This window comes from Stenotrophomonas sp. SRS1 (genome assembly GCF_026130205.1).
Lineage (GTDB): Bacteria > Pseudomonadota > Gammaproteobacteria > Xanthomonadales > Xanthomonadaceae > Stenotrophomonas > Stenotrophomonas rhizophila_B.
In genome coordinates this window covers 533606-546642 of the sequence record NZ_JAINFD010000001.1, presented here as the reverse complement: position 1 = coordinate 546642, position 13037 = coordinate 533606, and the positions used below count along the sequence as shown (strand labels likewise).

Below are 13037 nucleotides of genomic sequence, written 5' to 3'. Positions count from 1 at the left end.
GTTCAGGCCTCGCCTGCGGCCACGGCAGCGGCGACATCGCGCGCCAACAGGCGGCCACCGCGCTCGGCGCCCCGTTCGCGGCGTTGGTCGCCGGTGACCGGGGCGTTCAGTGCATCCACCAGCGCCTGCGCGAGGTCGCCCTCCCAGACGGCCTCCACGGCGCCCATGCGGACGTAGTTCGCCACGCCCGGCGCGAACACCGGCGAGCTCTGGCTCAGTGCCTGCAGTTTTTCCAGCGATTGCTTGGTGACGCGGGCCATCGCGCGCAGATCCATCACCCGCACCTGCGCTTCGGGCAGGGCGAAGATGCGATCGGCCATCAGCCCGAACGACAGGAAGCCGCCACTCACGGACTCGCCATACACCAGGCTGACCAGTGGCGCGCCGCGGCGACGGGCCAGATCCAGCGTGCGCGCCAGGTGCGCGAAGTAACTGTTGATGCCGAGCATTTCATCGCGGCGGGCCAGGCGCTGACCGGCGGTATCGACGAGCATCACGATCGGCCGCTGCGGATGTGCGCGGGTGCTGGCGAGCACGGTGGCGGCCAGCGTCAGTGCGTGATCGACACCCACCTCCAGCTTGTTGGCGGTGCCGATCACAGTGACCTCGCCTGCGGCGGTGGTGGCGGTACCGCCCAGCACAGCGTCCTCGCGGGTGACCGCATGGCCGAGCGGGAATAGGGCATCGAGCAGGGGCGTCAGTTCCATGGCAGGCTCCGGTCCTTGACGGCGTCAAGGAAGTCAGCGGTGTCCAGCAATGGCAGCTGCTCGGCATCGGCATTGCCCTGCAGACGCCAGACCTCCAGGCCATCGCGGCAGCCGCCATAGGCGTTGATCCGTGCACCCAGCTGGGCCTGCGCCTGTTCCAGCGCGTCCAGCGGATCCTGCGGCTCGGCATGCGCGGTCATCAGCGCCGTTGCGGCATCGGCAAAGGCCTCGATGCGATCCGGCACCAACTGCACGGCATCGCCGATCAGATAGCGGTGCTTGCCCCCGGTCACGCGCCAGACCAGGGCGCGGTCGCGCGAGTCGAACTCTTCCACGCCGCGCACGGTCTCGATCACTTCCGGGCCGGACAGCGACAGACGGCCTTCTTCGGACATCACCACCGCGGTGCAGCAGCGGGCGACGATGCCCATGCCACCGAAGGCGCCGTTGCCGCTGCCGATCAGCGCGAACACGGGAATGCCGGCGGCGCGCGTGGCCAGTACCGCACGCATGATTTCGGACATGGCGATCAGGCCCGCGTTGGCTTCATGCAGGCGCACGCCGCCACTGTCGAGCAGCAGCAGCACCGCCTCTGGACGCACCGCAACGGCACGCTCCAGCAGGCCGGTGAGCTTGGCGCCGTGCACTTCGCCCACGCCGCCGCCCATGAACTGGCCCTGCTGCGCGGCGATCAGCACGCTGCGACCGTTCAAACTGCCCGCGCCGACCACGATGCCGTCATCGAACGCGCCCGGTTGATCCAGCTGGGCCAGGTGTGGGCTGATGATGCGGCGGGCCGGGCCGACGAACTCGCTGAAGCTGCCGGCCTCGAGCAGGCCGTGGATACGCTCGCGGGCATCGGCCTCGTAAAAGCTGTGACTGCTCACGCGGCGTCTCCTTCCTGCAGGGTTTCCAGCGCCTGCTGCAACCGCAGGCTGACCACCGCCGGCGTGGCACCGGCGTCGTTGATCGACAAGCGCACGTTGCGCAGCGGGTGGCGGGCAGCAAAATCGGCCAGTACCGCCTGCCAGATGGTGTCGAAGCCGGTGGCAGAGGTAATAACCTCGATCTCCATTGCGCCGTCCAGCGGGGTGGGTTCGATCAGCACTTCGAGGTTGCCCGAGGCGACCACGCCGACCAGCGCGTGGCGATCGCGCTCGCTGAGATCGTGCTGCCCGGGGAAGCGATAACGCACTGTTTCCATGGCGTGCCCCTTACCAGTTGCGGAAGCGTTTGGGCGGGTTGTACAACCCACCGGACCAGCGCACGAGATCCTTGACCGAGCGCGCGGCGAGCAGGTCGCGGCTGGCATCACGGGTGCGGATGCCGAGGTCTTCCGGGCGCCGGATGATGCCGCGGTCGCGCAGGTTCTCGACCATCGCGCGGTCACGTCCCAGGCCGACCGCGGTGTAGCCGGCCACGCCGCGGATCGCCTGCTCGCGTTCCTCCGGGCTGCGGCACAGCAGCAGATTCGCGATGCCTTCTTCAGTCAGTACGTGAGTGACGTCGTCGCCGTAGATCATCACCGGCGGCAGCGGCATCTTTGCGCGTTCGGCCAGCTCCCAGGCATCCAGACGGTCGACGAAGGCCGGCGCCATGTGCTCGCGGAAGGTTTCCACCATCTGCACCACCAGCTTGCGCCCGCGCGGCATCTGCCCGGGCAGCGCCGCTTCCTGCCCAGCCTTCAGCCAGGCCGGGCTGGCATGGCGGCGACCGCGGGCATCCGAGCCCATGTTGGGCGCGCCGCCGAAGCCGGCGATGCGGTCGCGGGTGGCGGTGGAACTGTTGCCCTGCAGATCGATCTGCAGGGTGGAACCGATGAACATGTCGCAGGCGTACAGACCGGCGGTCTGCGAGAAGGCGCGGTTGGAGCGCATGCTGCCGTCGCTGCCGGTGAAGAACACATCCGCGCGCGCTTCGATGTAGCGCTCCATGCCCAGCTCCGAGCCGAACGAATGCACGGACTGCACGAAGCCTGATTCAATCGCCGGGATCAGTGCCGGATGCGGATTGAGTGCCCAGTGCGTGCCTATCTTGCCCTTCAGCCCCAGTGATTCGGCATACGTGGGCAGCAGCAGCTCAATCGCCGCGGTATCGAAACCGATGCCGTGGTTGAGGCGCTGCACGCCGTACTCGGCGTAGATGCCCTTGATGGCCATCATCGCCATCAGCACCTGGATCTCGGAGATCTGCGCCGGGTCGCGGGTGAACAGCGGCTCGATGTAATTGGGGCGCGGCGCCTCGGTGACGAAGTTGACCCAATCGGCCGGGATATCGACGCGGGGGAGGGTGTCGACGATTTCGTTGACCTGCGCGATCACGATGCCGCCCCGGAACGCGGTGGACTCGACGATCACGGGGGTGTCTTCGGTATTCGGGCCGGTATAAAGGTTGCCGTGGCGGTCGGCGGCCTGGGCAGCGATCAGCGCGACCTGCGGGGTGAGATCGATGAAGTAGCGGCCAAACAGCTCGAGGTAGGTATGGATGGCCCCGATCTCGATCCGGCCTTCGGCGACCAGCGTGGCCAGCCGTCCGCTCTGCGGGCCGGAGAAGGAGAAGTCCAGGCGCTGGGCGATGCCGCGCTCGAAGACATCCAGATGCGAGGGGAGCGACAGCACGGACTGGACCATGTGCAGGCCGTGGACCTGCGCGGGATCGAGCTGGGCCAGGCACTCGGCCAGGAAATCGGCCTGCTTCTGGTTGTTGCCCTCCAGGCAGACCCGGTCGCCGGGTTCCAGCACGGTGTGCAGGAGCTGGGTGATCCCGGCGTGAGGCACCAGGCGCCCAAGGCCGGCATCGGTGGCCCGCTGCAGCCTTGCCTGGCGGCGATCCGCAAGCGTGTTCCAGTCTCGAGCCATCTGCTGCCTCTTCATAATTACGCTGTAATTACCAAACTACCACCGCGATTTGGCGGGGACAAGAGGGGCGGGGGGGGGGCAAGGCTGGGGAAGCGCATTCAGGTAGAGTGGCCCTAGAACGGAGTGAAGGGGAGTTTCAATCCATGTGGCGACAACTTGGGGCGTTGCTTCTGTTGCTGGCATTGGTATTCGGGGCCGCGTATTTCCTGGGCATCTCAGTAGTGGCTCGAAGTAATTTTGCATTCGACACAAGCGACGTGCTGTCCTCGGCTGCCGGCATGTGGTTCGCGCTGTTTGGCGGGCTTATCGCAAGGCAGTACCGGTTCGCGATCATCGTCGGCGTGCTGTACGTCTGTCTCTGGGGAATGGCGACTTACTTCGTCAACGCGGGAACCCAGGCAGGCTTCCTGCCAATCTTCCGCATCAATGCGCCGAACGTCGTGGTGTCCGTCCTGAGTGGCATGGCGGGCGCATGCGTTGGCGTGTTTGTTCGAAGCGGGCCACGGCGCGCCGAAGAGGAGGTCCATTCTGAACCATGACATTTGACGAGGCAGTGCCCGCTCCTAAGCCTGCGCCGCGATCATGAACCCAAGGAGTGAAGTCTGATGGACCATTTTTCGGATGAGTGGTTTCGGTCCGAATGGAGAAAGCTCCGCTTCTACTATGAGGTCGACCATGCCGCCAAGCAGTGGACAATCACGGGGGAAGTGGGCGGGCTGGAGGCCTTCGTTGCCGCTGTTCGCCTCTATGCTTCCGATCCAGGCAATGATTGGATTTCATGCCACTGCAATCTGGGTCCGTATGACTATCTTGAGATTGGCACATGGACGTCACCAGTCATCGATAGCCATTGGATCGCAGGCCCCCTGAGCGAGCTGGCGAGTCTCGCCGACCATATTCAGGCGTGGCTGGAGGGCGCGCAGTCGGGCGAGTCAATCCTTGCGAGAGAGTTCTTCAGTCCCTCGTCGCCCTATGACCTGTGCCTGCACTTGATCGGCGCTGGTTTTGATCCCTCATCCCTGGATTCTGCGCTCACAGGTTAATGAGAAACCTCAGTTTGCTGCCTTGCCCGCACGCGGCCGCCGCGGCTTCGCCCCTCGCGGCACAACCTTCGGCGTCGCCACCAGCACGCCCCACTGATGCAGGTGCTCCATGCCCGACAGCGCATCCAGGTACGCCATGAAATGCGTCAGGTAGCCGGGCGAGGTCTCTTTCATCAGCGTCAGGGCGCGATGGACCAGTACACCGGAGTTCAACGGCCCACCATTGGTGGGCATCTGGGCCAGTGATTCCTTGAGTTGGCTGGCATTGCGAAGCCTGGCCCACGTCGCCCGGACCTCGCCCAGCACCGGCAATTCCGGATACGCAGCACTGTGCTGCACGGTTAATTCCGTGACCAGCGCCTGCAGGCCGATGCGACCCGATAACAGGCCCGGCGCGGTCACTACCGATGCCGACGCATCGGCAACCCGCTCAGCGTAACCCGCGACCAACGCGTCCAGCTTCCGTTGCAACAGCGCCCGCACCTCACCGTCATGCATCTGTGCGCGGGCATGCAACGCTTCAATCATGGCAAAGCGCGTGCGGTCGAGCTGGTCGAGCTTGTCCGCTCGCCAACGCTGGAGAAGCTCAGCGGTTGCGACAGGATTACGTGGCATCCGCGGCCTTGCTCGCCTTGGGTTTCGGGATCGGGGCGATTTCGACGCGGCGGTTCTTGGCGCGGCCATCCTCGTCGGCGTTGGAACTCACCGGCTGCTCCGAGCCAAACGCCGCGGCAAACACCGCATCCGACGGCACGCCCTCGGCGATCAGGGTGCGGGTGACGGTCAACGCACGCTCGGCGGAGAGTTCCCAGTTGTCGGCGAAGCGCCAGTTGCCATCGCGCACCTGCTGGTCGTCGGTGAAGCCGCTGACCATGAGGATCTCCTCGCGCGAGGCCAGGTAACCCTTCAGCGGCCCGGCCAGGCTCTTGAGGACGTCGGCACCTTCCGGTTGCAGCTGATCCGAGTTCAACGCGAACAGCACATTGCCGCGGATGCCGATGCGGCCATCCACCAGCGTCACGCGCCCGGCCGCGAGCGGACCGGCAAGGGCCTGCTCCAAGGTCTGGCGGCGCTGCACTTCGGCCTGGCGCTGCTTGACCTCTTCATCCAGCCGGTGGGTCAGCTCCAGCTGCAGCGCGACCACGCCGACCAGAATCAGGACGAACGCACCGAGCAGCACCGACATCAGGTCGCCGAAGGCGGCCCAGATCGGCGCACCTCCGTCGGCCTCGACTTCGATCTCGTCGCTCATGCCGAGGCGACCCCGGCCTTGCTGCTGCGGCGGCCGGCCAGCTGCTGCAGCTCATCGATGATCTGCTTCTGCGAGAGCACGCTGAGGTCGATCACCTCACGCGCCTGGGCAACGTAGTAGGCGAGCTGCTCGTCGCTGCGCGCCAGCGAGCCGTCCAGCGAGGCGGCGATCTGGGCCAGCCGCTCGTTGAGACCGTCGCTGGCCGTCCCGAAGGACTGCACGGCGCTGCCGAGCGCATCGGCCAGGCTCGCGACTTCCACCGCGCTGCCGGTGACCTGCGCGGCCACGCTGCCCAGCTTGCCGGTCTCGGCTTCGATGTGATCGGTGAAGCGGGTGCCGACCCGGTCCAACAGCTCGGCCGAGGTCGATACCAGTGCATCGACGGCGACGCGCTGTTCGTTGGCGGCGTGGTTGACCGCATCCAGCAGGGTCTCCACGGTCGCCAGCAGACGGCTGCGTTCTTCCAGCGTAGCGGTGTCGCGGACTAGGCTGTCGGAGAGTTTGCTGCGCAGTTCGGCGACGACATCGGCCGCGGCCTTGGGCGCTTCCGAGGCGGCTTGGACAAGGCGCGAGATCTCGCTGATCGTCTCGCTGGCGTGCGCCTGGGCCTGCTGGGTGATGTCGTTGGCGGTGCGGGCGAGGGTGTCGCAGATCTCCTGCTGATGGCTGGCGACGCTGGCGCCGGTCTGCTCCCAGCGTTCGCCGAGGCTGGCGCTCATGCCGGTGAAGGCATCGGTCCACACGCTCAGGCGCTGTTGATCGCGTGCTTCCAGTGCGTCCTGCAGCTGGCTATGCGAGTGCTGCATCGCCTCGCCGAGCGAGAGCGCCTGCGCCTGCAGCGTCGCGGCGGCGGCATCCAGCGCGTGCTGGTGACGCTCGCTCACTGCAGTCGCGGCGGCATCCTGGCGGCCGAGCGCCTGCTGCCATGCCTCGGCGATCTGCGCGGTCGTGGCGTCCATGCGGCTGCCGACCGCGTCGATCAGGCCGGTGGCCCGGGCGTCATGTGTTTCGGTGAAGCTGGCCAGCGCCGTGCGCAGGTCGCCGGTGAGCGCAGCATGGGTCTGCTGCTGCGCAGCCTGAGCCTCCTGCCAGCGCTGCGCGGTCGCGCTGAGCTCGGTCGAGACTGCCTCAAGCAACGCGCTGGAGCGCTCGCCATGCTGTTCGGCGAACTGGGTCAGTGCACTGCGCAGCTCAGCCGCCATGGCTTCATTCGTCTGCTGCTGTGCGGACTGGGCCGCCTGCCAACCATCAGCGGTGCTGACCAGCTTCGTGGAAACGGCATCGAGCAGGCCAAGCGCGCGTTGATCGTGCTGCGCGGCGAACCCATCCAGCGCGGCGCGCAGGTCCGTGGTCAGTGCCGTGTTGGTCCGCTGCTGGCTGTCCAGCGCGGCCTGCCAGGACGCGGCAGTGGCGACACGGCTGGCGTCGAAACCCTCGGTCAAGCCGGCCAGCTGGCGCTGCACTGCATCGGTCACCGTCTCGTGCATGGTGGCGTTGGCGCGGGCGATGCCGGCGAGTGTGGTATCCATCACCGGCTGCAAGGCCGCACCGACCGCGCGTGCGCTTTCGGCGACGCTGTCCTTGAGCGACTGCTCGATCGCGGCGGTCAGGCGGGCATATTCCTCGTCGGCCTTGGCATGGAAGCTCTGCTGGTTCGCCAGCATCCGCTCGCCCGAGACGTTGCTCTGCTGCTCGATCGCGGTGGTCATGGCCTGCAGCCGTTCCACCAGCGCCGGCATCAGTTCGGCCTGCTGCTGCAGCAACCGGAAAGCTTCATTGCGCTGCCAGGACTGCGAATGCGTGTGCAGGGTGGTCGCGATCTCCACGTCCAGTTGCTGCACCGCTTCCAGGCGCTCACGCCGGCACAGGGCCGAGAGCAGGCCCAGCATCGCGGAGGTGGCGACACCGGCGATCGAGGTGCCGAACGCGACCGCAAGGCCTTCCACCGGCGCACCCAGTGAGCCGCGGATCGCCTGCAGGTCGGTCGCGCTTTCCAGCGCCAGTCCGGTCCCGCGCAACGTCGCCATCATGCCGAGCAGGGTGCCGAGCATGCCCAGCAGCACCAGCAGCCCGACCAGGTACGGCGTCAGGACCGGACCGGGCAGGGCAACGCGCTCGCCTTCCACGCGCAGACGCACAGCATTGCGCAGGCTGGGATGCAGCTGGCCCAGCCAGGTGGCGAGCCCGGCGCTGGCGGTGCCAGCACTGGCGCTGGCCGCCGTGAGCGAGGCGGTGGCCTGTCGGTAGCGATACAGCTCGAGGCCACCGGCGAGGTAGCAGACGGCGATCAGCAGGGCGACAGCGAAACCGACCGGATTGGTGCTGGCATAGCCCGCCCCGATCCAGCACACCGCAACAAGGCCAAGCAGGAAAACAACGGAGTGAAGACTGGTTCTGAACATGACGTCCCGGTTAGTGGGTGCGAAGCGCTGCAAGCAGGCCTTCGATCGGTTGAAAACGGATATCCAGCTCGGCCAGCAGCAGGCTCTGCATGTCACGGCGGAACACCTCGAGCCAGCCATCATCGCTGCCGGCATCGCGCAGGCGCTCGAAATGCACCCCGAGCAGCACCGGCACCTTGGCCAGCAGGCTGTACTCCCGCGCGCTCAGGGTCTGCTCCATCAGTGCGTCGACTTCGGCGAGCCTGGCCATCTCAGGCGAGGTGCGGGTCAACATGTCGCGCAGGCGACCGCGCAGACGGCTGGTGGCACTGAGCATGGCGCGCTGCTGGGTCAGGTAGCGCTCGCGGAACACGGTGTACTCGACAGGGGCGTCGCCACCGTCGGCCGCCACGACCCGGCGAGGGTGCCTGGCGCCCTGAGGTTCCTGAACAATGGTCGCCTCCAGCGCAGCGCGTATCCGCTGGCACTCGGCGTCCTCGTCGGCATCGAAATCCGGGCCCTCCACGGCGGGTGGGAGCCGGCCATCGAGCGCCTTGGACAGGGTGACCGCCCGCGTCCAGTCCACCCACTCGCTGAGCCGGTCTGACAGGGCAGGGCCCGTCGAAGACAGGTTGCTTTCAGCGAGGCGGGCGAGCAGCCGGATGAAGGCCGGGCCCGGGACAGGCGTCCGTTGCGCGGTTTTGGCCATTGTTCCGGTTAAAACGACGAATTTTACACCGTAATGACCACGGGCCGCCGGGCGCTGGGGTTCAGCCTCGCCGGCCACTTACTTCGCCAGCGGGAGCCGGTCGCTGACCAGTTGCCTTCGCTGGCGGGCACTCGGCTCTCCAGCCAGCGTGCCACGTGTCCCGCGTCGCGCAGGCAACGACTATTCTGTGATTCGATTTCGGATGGGGAGTGCAGCAGATGGATTGGACCCGGGCGTTCGCGCTCATGGCGCTGTTGGCGGCCTTCAGCGTCAACGTCATGGCAGCCACGCCCGCGCCCTCGCAGGCGGACGGTGTGCGGAGGGTGCCGGCGTTCGCGCTGCCGCTGTCCCGGTATCTGAGCCCCGAAGCACAGGCCGCGATGCGCAGCGCCGTCGTCAACGGCGACCCGGTCGCGAAGATGGACAACGCCACCGTGCTCAAGGAGCTGGCGACGATCCGCAAGGGTGCCGATGACTGGGCCTACGGCGAGATCAAGGCGCTGCGCCAGCGCTATGCGGTGGTGCTGCACCACGAAACCTGGAATGGCGTGCCGGTGGTCCGTGTCGAGCCACGCAGTGCGCCAGCCGATCCGGCGCAGCGGCGTCTGTTGATCGAACTGCATGGCGGCGCGTTCGTGTTCGGGCGTGCAGACAGCCTCGGTCTGCTTGAGGCGATCCCGGTCGCGGCGATGACCGGGGCCACCGTCGTAGCGGTGGAGTACCGGCAAGGCCCGGAGCATCAGTTCCCGGCTGCGAGTGAGGATGTGGCGGCGGTCTACCGTGCGGCGCTGGAGAAGATGCCGGCACGTCACATCGGTCTGTTCGGCTGCTCGGCCGGCGGCGTGCTGACGGGCGAATCGCTGGCGTGGTTCGCCAAGGAGAAGCTGCCGATGCCGGCCGCAGCCGGCCTGTTCTGCGCCGGCGGCGATGCACGCTATGGCGGCGACTCCCGTTATGTGGCCGCGGCCGTGACCGATGCACTGCTGCCGCATGCCGATGGCACGCTGCCGATCATGGAAGATCTGTACTACGGGAAGGTGGATTTCCATGATCCGCTGGTGTCGCCGGTGTTCTCCGATGCGGTCCTCGCACAGTTCCCGCCGACCCTGTTCATCACTGCCACCCGTGCGGCGGAGCTGAGCAACGTGTCCTTTACGCATTCCCGCCTGGTGGACCTGGGCCGCGAGTCGGATCTGCACGTCTGGGACGGCCTGGGCCACGCGTTTCACCTGGATGCCCGGCTGCCGGAGAGCCAGCAGGCTTACCGGGTGATGGCCCGGTTCTTCAGCCGCCACCTGGACATGCCGCTACCGCCAGCGCCTGTGGAGTAGGGCGCACAGGCGCTGCATACGGAATGCATACATCCGTATGCACGGTGCTTACATGAGGTTGCCTACGGTGGAACCCGAGTGCACCCGCGCTCGGTTTTCCCCATAAGGAGTAGATGATGAGCCAGCAGATTCCCGAAGGTACCCTCGTTGTTGTCGCCGATGGCGGCTCGGCCCGCGTGTTCACCAACGTTGGCACCGCGCACAAGCTTCAGCTCAAGCAGGAGGGGGAACTTCAGCTGCAGGCCGTTAGTGAGACCGGCGCCTCGGGGCAGGGCCCGTCCGGCTCGGTGCCACAGGACATGACGATCTCCCAGCTCAACGAAGCCACGTTTGCCAAGCAGGTCGCCGCGCAGTTGAACGAAGATGCGCTGAAGAACCGCTATGCGCACCTGATCCTGATCGCCGATCCGCAGACGCTGGGCCGCATCCGGCCGTTGCTGCACAAGGAAACCCAGGAGCGGCTGATCAAGGATCTTGCGAAGGACTACACCAACGCACCGCTGGAGGACATCCAGCGCGCACTGTCCTGAGCACCGCCCGTGACCTTCGTTCGTGAGTACAGCCCCTCCGACATCACCCGTGCCGACATCGATGCGGGCAGCGGATGGGTGCTGCTGGAATTCGGAACGGGTTGGTGCGGCCATTGCAGTGCCGCCCAGCCCCTGCTGCAGAAGTTTCTGGGTGGCTACGACGCGACGCACCTGAAGGTCGAGGATGGCAAGGGGCGGCCGCTGGGCCGTTCCTTTGCGGTGAAACTGTGGCCGACCGTCATCCTGTTGCGCGACGGCCAGGAGATCGCGCGTGCGGTGCGGCCACACGAGCGCGACGATCTCGCGCCGCTTATCGATGCGCTCGAGCGCGGACAGTAACGCGCCGCCCGCTCTCGAGCGACATTGCCTGCGTGATCGTCGTCAGCGCAACACATTTACCGCATTCCCACCGCTCCCCGAGTGTGTGTGCATCGCGTGAAAAGGAATCAAAACAGCCTGAAACATGCTGTTCCACGCTGCCGACCGGAGCAGTACGGGCCTCGCGCTTGACAAATGTAGTAACATGGCTCGCTTGATCACCCCCGGGCCATTGCCCGCTTCCTGGTCATCCATCCCGCAGCGTCGCTGAGTCCACGCGGCCGTCCGGGATCGTCTGTTGCAACCCCTCTTCGCGCATCGCGCTGTGTCATCAGAGGCGGTATTTCCTGTGCCGTGCGCGGGACCTCGGGCGCCGCGATGGCCTGCTTCCAGGAGAAAGCAGATGCAGGACCTGCCTGCCGCACACGCTCATTTCGGCTGGTTCAAACGCCGCCGCCAGATGCATGTCGACGAAGTCACCGTCGTTGATCGCCCCATGTTGAAGAAGGCCGTTGGCGCTGCGGCGCTCGGCAACGCGATGGAGTGGTTCGATTTCGGCGTCTACGGCTACCTCGCCGTCACCCTCGGCCACGTGTTCTTCCCCGACAGCAGCCCGACCGCGCAGCTGATCGCCACCTTCGCCACCTTTACCGTCGCCTTCCTGGTGCGCCCGCTGGGCGGCCTGGTGTTCGGTCCGCTGGGCGACAAGTACGGGCGGCAGAAGGTGCTCGCGGCCACCATGATCCTGATGGCCGCCGGTACCTTCAGCATCGGCCTGATTCCCTCGTACGACCGTATCGGCATCTGGGCGCCGGCGCTGCTGCTGCTTGCCCGCATCGTGCAGGGATTCTCCACCGGCGGTGAGTACGGCGGCGCGGCGACGTTCATCGCCGAGTATTCGACCGACCGCAACCGCGGCCTGATGGGCAGCTGGCTGGAGTTCGGTACGCTGGGCGGCTACATCGCCGGTGCCGGCACGGTCACCGCACTGCACATGGCCCTGAGCAGCGCGCAGATGCTGGACTGGGGCTGGCGCATTCCGTTCCTTGTGGCCGGCCCGCTGGGTCTGCTTGGCCTGTACATGCGCATGAAGCTGGAAGAGACGCCGGCCTTCCGCGCGTATGCCGAGGAGGCCGAGAAGCGCGATCACGAGCGCCCGGGTCTGGGCGCGCTGTTCCGCGTGCATTGGGCACAGCTGCTGATCTGCGTCGGCCTGGTGCTGGTGTTCAACGTCACCGATTACATGCTGCTGACCTACATGCCCAGCTACCTCAGCGTCACGATGGGCTATGCCGAAAGCAAAGGCCTGCTGCTGATCATCATCGTGATGCTGGTGATGATGCCGCTGAATGTGGTGGGTGGATTGTTCAGCGATCGCCTGGGCCGTCGCCCGATGATCATCGGTGCCTGCATCGCGCTGTTCCTGCTGGCGATCCCGTGCCTGAAACTGGTGGGCAGCGGCAATGACTGGCTGATCTTCCTGGGGCTGATGCTGCTCGGGCTGGCGCTGGTGTGCTTCACCAGCTCGATGCCGTCCACGCTCCCGGCGCTGTTCTACACGCCGGTGCGCTACAGCGCGCTGTCGATCGCCTTCAACGTATCGGTCTCGCTGTTCGGTGGCACCACGCCGCTGGTGACCGCTTGGCTGGTGGAGCGCACCGGTGATCCGCTGGTACCCGCCTATTACCTGATGGGCGCGGCGGTGATCGGCGTGATCACCATGCTGTTCGTCCGCGAGACCGCCGGCATGCCACTGCGCGGCTCTCCGCCGGCGGTGGCGAGCGAAGCCGAAGCGCGTGCCCTGATGCGCAGTGATGAGCCGGTCACGGTGGATGCGACCCAGCCCATGCTGCCCGAGGCGGCGGTGCCGGACTCGGCACGCCCGGCGTAAACCGGGCCCTGGTACGC

14 protein-coding genes are annotated in these 13037 nt (G+C 66.6%); 6 read left to right on the top strand and 8 right to left on the bottom strand.

Features of this window, described 5'->3' with window-relative positions:
* Window positions 1–2: 2 nt before the first annotated feature.
* The 4 genes from mdcE to mdcA are packed head-to-tail and all read right to left on the bottom strand — an operon-like array spanning window position 3 to window position 3565.
* Complete coding sequence (mdcE, locus tag K4043_RS02365; protein WP_265308052.1) at window positions 3–707, bottom strand: biotin-independent malonate decarboxylase subunit gamma; 705 nt, start codon at window positions 705–707, stop codon at window positions 3–5.
* A complete protein-coding gene (locus K4043_RS02360; RefSeq protein ID WP_265308051.1) occupies window positions 698–1594 on the bottom strand; it encodes a biotin-independent malonate decarboxylase subunit beta in 897 nt (298 codons plus the stop codon). Before K4043_RS02360 ends, mdcE begins: the two co-directional genes overlap by 10 nt.
* Complete coding sequence (gene mdcC / locus K4043_RS02355; protein WP_265308050.1) at window positions 1591–1911, bottom strand: malonate decarboxylase acyl carrier protein; 321 nt, start codon at window positions 1909–1911, stop codon at window positions 1591–1593. Before mdcC ends, K4043_RS02360 begins: the two co-directional genes overlap by 4 nt.
* A gap of 10 nt (window positions 1912–1921) precedes the next feature.
* Window positions 1922–3565, bottom strand: a complete 1644-nt coding sequence (gene mdcA / locus K4043_RS02350; protein WP_265308049.1) for a malonate decarboxylase subunit alpha — start codon at window positions 3563–3565, stop codon at window positions 1922–1924.
* Window positions 3566–3708: 143 nt separating this feature from the next.
* Between mdcA and K4043_RS02345 the strand changes: the two genes are divergently transcribed.
* Together K4043_RS02345 and K4043_RS02340 are read left to right on the top strand one after the other, a co-directional pair.
* The gene (locus K4043_RS02345) at window positions 3709–4104 is read left to right on the top strand and encodes a hypothetical protein (protein WP_265308048.1); all 396 of its coding nucleotides are present in this window, start codon (window positions 3709–3711) and stop codon (window positions 4102–4104) included.
* Between the two features lie 66 nt (window positions 4105–4170).
* On the top strand, window positions 4171–4608 hold the full coding sequence (locus K4043_RS02340) for a hypothetical protein (RefSeq protein ID WP_265308047.1): 438 nt from the start codon (window positions 4171–4173) through the stop codon (window positions 4606–4608).
* 9 nt (window positions 4609–4617) lie between these two features.
* Here the strand turns inward: K4043_RS02340 and K4043_RS02335 are convergent, their stop codons facing one another.
* Genes K4043_RS02335 through K4043_RS02320 form a run of 4 tightly spaced genes read right to left on the bottom strand, consistent with a single transcriptional unit; the run spans window position 4618 to window position 8950 of the window.
* Window positions 4618–5223 carry a DUF2894 domain-containing protein gene (locus K4043_RS02335; RefSeq protein ID WP_265308046.1) on the bottom strand — a complete coding sequence of 202 codons (606 nt, stop codon included), beginning with the start codon at window positions 5221–5223 and terminating at the stop codon, window positions 4618–4620.
* Window positions 5213–5860 (bottom strand): OmpA family protein, encoded by a 648-nt coding sequence (locus K4043_RS02330; RefSeq protein ID WP_265308045.1) that lies wholly within the window; start codon window positions 5858–5860, stop codon window positions 5213–5215. The genes K4043_RS02335 and K4043_RS02330 overlap by 11 nt, the downstream gene beginning before the upstream one ends.
* Window positions 5857–8262, bottom strand: a complete 2406-nt coding sequence (locus K4043_RS02325) for a DUF802 domain-containing protein (RefSeq protein WP_265308044.1) — start codon at window positions 8260–8262, stop codon at window positions 5857–5859. Before K4043_RS02325 ends, K4043_RS02330 begins: the two co-directional genes overlap by 4 nt.
* A 10-nt stretch (window positions 8263–8272) precedes the next feature.
* Entirely contained in the window at window positions 8273–8950 is a 678-nt protein-coding gene (locus K4043_RS02320) for a DUF3348 domain-containing protein (RefSeq protein ID WP_265308043.1), read from the bottom strand.
* 278 nt (window positions 8951–9228) lie between these two features.
* Here K4043_RS02320 and K4043_RS02315 point away from each other — a divergent pair, with 278 nt between their 5' ends.
* From K4043_RS02315 to proP, 4 genes are all read left to right on the top strand, one after another.
* Window positions 9229–10281 (top strand): alpha/beta hydrolase, encoded by a 1053-nt coding sequence (locus K4043_RS02315; RefSeq protein WP_265308529.1) that lies wholly within the window; start codon window positions 9229–9231, stop codon window positions 10279–10281.
* Between the two features lie 116 nt (window positions 10282–10397).
* Complete coding sequence (locus K4043_RS02310) at window positions 10398–10811, top strand: host attachment family protein (protein WP_123729359.1); 414 nt, start codon at window positions 10398–10400, stop codon at window positions 10809–10811.
* Window positions 10812–10820: 9 nt separating this feature from the next.
* A complete protein-coding gene (locus K4043_RS02305; RefSeq protein ID WP_123729358.1) occupies window positions 10821–11150 on the top strand; it encodes a thioredoxin family protein in 330 nt (109 codons plus the stop codon).
* Between the two features lie 382 nt (window positions 11151–11532).
* Complete coding sequence (gene proP / locus K4043_RS02300) at window positions 11533–13020, top strand: glycine betaine/L-proline transporter ProP (RefSeq protein WP_265308042.1); 1488 nt, start codon at window positions 11533–11535, stop codon at window positions 13018–13020.
* The last annotated feature ends 17 nt before the right edge of the window (window positions 13021–13037 follow it).

Coding starts and splice junctions, on each gene's coding strand:
- mdcE (WP_265308052.1), bottom strand. CDS start 707: ATGGAACTGACGCCCCTGCTCGATGCCCTATTCCCGCTCGGCCATGCG.
- mdcC (WP_265308050.1), bottom strand. CDS start 1,911: ATGGAAACAGTGCGTTATCGCTTCCCCGGGCAGCACGATCTCAGCGAG.
- mdcA (WP_265308049.1), bottom strand. CDS start 3,565: ATGGCTCGAGACTGGAACACGCTTGCGGATCGCCGCCAGGCAAGGCTG.
- K4043_RS02345 (WP_265308048.1), top strand. CDS start 3,709: ATGTGGCGACAACTTGGGGCGTTGCTTCTGTTGCTGGCATTGGTATTC.
- K4043_RS02340 (WP_265308047.1), top strand. CDS start 4,171: ATGGACCATTTTTCGGATGAGTGGTTTCGGTCCGAATGGAGAAAGCTC.
- K4043_RS02335 (WP_265308046.1), bottom strand. CDS start 5,223: ATGCCACGTAATCCTGTCGCAACCGCTGAGCTTCTCCAGCGTTGGCGA.
- K4043_RS02330 (WP_265308045.1), bottom strand. CDS start 5,860: ATGAGCGACGAGATCGAAGTCGAGGCCGACGGAGGTGCGCCGATCTGG.
- K4043_RS02325 (WP_265308044.1), bottom strand. CDS start 8,262: ATGTTCAGAACCAGTCTTCACTCCGTTGTTTTCCTGCTTGGCCTTGTT.
- K4043_RS02320 (WP_265308043.1), bottom strand. CDS start 8,950: ATGGCCAAAACCGCGCAACGGACGCCTGTCCCGGGCCCGGCCTTCATC.
- K4043_RS02315 (WP_265308529.1), top strand. CDS start 9,229: ATGGCAGCCACGCCCGCGCCCTCGCAGGCGGACGGTGTGCGGAGGGTG.
- K4043_RS02310 (WP_123729359.1), top strand. CDS start 10,398: ATGAGCCAGCAGATTCCCGAAGGTACCCTCGTTGTTGTCGCCGATGGC.
- proP (WP_265308042.1), top strand. CDS start 11,533: ATGCAGGACCTGCCTGCCGCACACGCTCATTTCGGCTGGTTCAAACGC.